This window comes from Microcystis sp. M53603_WE2, assembly GCF_030065435.1.
Genome location: NZ_JASJFF010000830.1, coordinates 1 through 2750 on the forward strand (window position 1 = coordinate 1; position 2750 = coordinate 2750).

Sequence of the window (2750 nt, forward strand, 5' to 3'; positions counted from 1 at the left end):
ACCCAACAAGGTTTTTAGATTTATTCAGCAAGCTCTATTTATTCAAGATATTTTTTCAAAAAGAGAGCTAATTTTTCTTTAGTGGCGACGGGAACAGAATCTAGACGGGTAAGAATAGCGTATTTAAGGGCAGAATGAGCGACGGAAACGGGAGGATTAGCTGCCAGACGGCGCACCGTTTCTTGGATGACTTTTTGGGCATTAATAGCGTTATGGTGTAGATTTTCGATCACCATTTCTACCGTGACATGATCGTGGTCGGGATGCCAACAATCGTAATCGGTAACTAGGGCTAAGGTAGCGTAGGCAATTTCCGCTTCTCGGGCTAATTTGGCCTCGGTTAAATTGGTCATACCGATCACGGTTGCCCCCCAACTTCTATAGAGATTTGATTCCGCTTTAGTAGAAAAAGCCGGCCCTTCCATACAGAGGTATGTACCGCCGCGATGCAAGGTAACTTCCGGTAGGTTTAAACTAGCGACGGCATCCCCTAAAATTTCGGCTAATTGGGGACAAATGGGATCACCAAAGGCAACGTGAGCAACAATTCCTTCCCCAAAAAAAGTCGCTATTCTCTCTTTAGTTCTGTCAATAAATTGATCGGGAATGACTAAATCTAGGGGTTTAACTTCGGCTTTTAGGGAACCAACGGCTGAAGCGGAAATAATATATTCAACCCCTAATTGTTTGAGGGCGTGAATATTAGCGCAAAAGGGTAATTCGGTCGGTAAAAAATGGTGATTTCTGCCATGACGCGCTAAAAAGGCGACTTCTGTTCCCTCTAAAGTACCGAGAATTAAAGCATCGGAAGGAGAACCAAAAGGAGTATCGAGGGATACTTCCCGCACATCCTTGAGGGCATCCATTTTATACAAACCACTGCCGCCAATGATGCCAATTTTTACCGTCGTCATAGTCTTGGAAAGAATTAGTTATCGTTGCCTTGATTTTACCATAATTGAGCGATTCCGTTAAGGCCTTACTTTTTCTTTTTCTTGCCCTTGAGGGAACCATTAATTAAACCATTAAAGCCATAAATTTCTTCAGTTCCCGCGATGGTAACTAATTCCACCTCTTTCGTGTCTCCCGGTTCAAATCGAACTGATGTACCCGCGGGAATATTCAGATGGGTTCCTTTGGTTAATTCGCGCTGAAACTCCAGGGCCTGATTAACTTCATAAAAATGATAGTGGGAACCCACTTGAATCGGTCGATCGCCTGTATTAGCCACAGAAACACGCAGGGTGTCGCGACCGACATTAATCTCGATCGCCCCGGATGGTGTGATAATTTCTCCCGGAATCATAGCTGCTAAAAATCTCCTGTTAGTGAATGGGATTGTGAACGGTAACTAATTTAGTACCATCGGGAAAAGTCGCTTCGATCTGCACTTCCGTAATCATTTCCGGGATACCTTCCATTACCTCCTCGCGAGTTAATAAAGTAGTGCCGTAACTCATCAATTCAGCCACGCTACGACCTTCCCTCGCACCCTCGAGGATGGCGGCGCTAATATAGGCGATCGCTTCGGGATAATTTAACTTGATCCCGCGATTTTTGCGTCTTTCGGCGAGCAGTGCCGCCGTGAAAATGAGTAATTTATCTTTTTCTTGGGGCGAAAGTTGCATAGATAGGCCTTTTTTTACACAGGTGCTAGGGTTATTGTAGTTCTTGGCCGGATAGTTGTAGCGATCGAGTTGTGAAAATTTATCTTGAATGTCCGGTCATCCTATCCATTAGTCAGAGCTTTCTTAACAAAAAGAGAAGAAACTTAAAAAAAGGGGAAACGATTGATAGGTATAGTTTTGAAAGAAGGAATCAAGGTGGAGGTGAGCAAAAAAAATGGAGAAATGGGCAGCCCAAGAATTACAGTATGCAGACCTAGGGGACACCAGAAGAAACTAATAAATCTTCAAGAAGCTTTGGAATTACACTTTGAACCGCCTTGTGCAACAGTTATTCCTCAATTGCAGAAAATCACTGTACGGGCGAAGCATTTGGGCATAACCTATCGCTCAAATCCTAGATTTCCTATCCGAATGCTTCGCCCCTACCCCGACCAATGTTTAGGCTATGCTAAAATGGTGATAAAAGCATAGAATCCTATTTAGTTTAATTAGTTGAAACTGAATCAGAGAAAGTTATGTTAACAGAGATAAATATTGGCACTTTTATAAAAAGCGATCCCAAAATTCATGGAGGTTGTCCTATTATTGCGGGAACTGCTGTTACTGTACGAAGAATAGTGATCTGGTATAAATTAGGATATAGTCCTGAAGAGATTGCCGATGAAATACCTCATCTTTCTTTGGCACAAGTTTATGCCGCTTTAACTTACTATCATACTAATAAAGAAACAATAGAATCAGAAATGGCAGACGAAACTGCGGAAGCAGATCGCCTTGAAGCATTACATTATTCTCCTTCCTAATTATGAGTAGAATTAGCTTATATATGGATGAAGATTCCACAGCGTTCAAAAGGCTTTAGATAATCCGACTTGTTTCAAAACTGCATTAGCAGTATGGCGTGATTTAATACTATTATCAACTACAAATCTTCTTTCTGTCAGAGGACTATACCAAATTTCATGATCTCCTTTCCCTTGACGGGTGGTGATTCGGTAGTAGTGATGGCGGCTTAATCCTTTGCTTTGCTTTGCTGTGCATTGTAGTCATGGATAAAATACCAAAGGGCTCCCCAACGTGATTCTCCATTTTTTTAGAGAAAGATAGACTCTCTCTCACCAG

Annotated in this window: 5 protein-coding genes; 2 read left to right on the forward strand and 3 right to left on the reverse strand. The window is 42.1% G+C overall.

The genetic code is table 11. The features are described from left to right. Window positions 1-38: 38 nt before the first annotated feature. The 3 genes from PX481_RS17645 to ureA form a co-directional block, all read right to left on the reverse strand. Window positions 39-914: an S-methyl-5'-thioadenosine phosphorylase gene (locus PX481_RS17645; RefSeq protein WP_288095243.1), complete on the reverse strand. Its 876-nt coding sequence runs from the start codon at window positions 912-914 to the stop codon at window positions 39-41. A 65-nt stretch (window positions 915-979) separates the two neighbouring features. Beyond that, window positions 980-1306, reverse strand: coding sequence for an urease subunit beta (locus tag PX481_RS17650; protein WP_002761293.1), 327 nt, complete (start codon window positions 1304-1306; stop codon window positions 980-982). Window positions 1307-1325: 19 nt separating this feature from the next. Continuing rightward, window positions 1326-1628, reverse strand: coding sequence for an urease subunit gamma (gene ureA, locus PX481_RS17655; protein WP_002738360.1), 303 nt, complete (start codon window positions 1626-1628; stop codon window positions 1326-1328). A gap of 177 nt (window positions 1629-1805) precedes the next feature. Between ureA and PX481_RS17660 the strand changes: the two genes are divergently transcribed. Together PX481_RS17660 and PX481_RS17665 are read left to right on the forward strand one after the other, a co-directional pair. Next, window positions 1806-2099, forward strand: coding sequence for a hypothetical protein (locus PX481_RS17660; protein WP_155120423.1), 294 nt, complete (start codon window positions 1806-1808; stop codon window positions 2097-2099). 44 nt (window positions 2100-2143) lie between these two features. After that, window positions 2144-2431: a DUF433 domain-containing protein gene (locus tag PX481_RS17665; RefSeq protein ID WP_002761291.1), complete on the forward strand. Its 288-nt coding sequence runs from the start codon at window positions 2144-2146 to the stop codon at window positions 2429-2431. Window positions 2432-2750 lie beyond the last annotated feature (319 nt).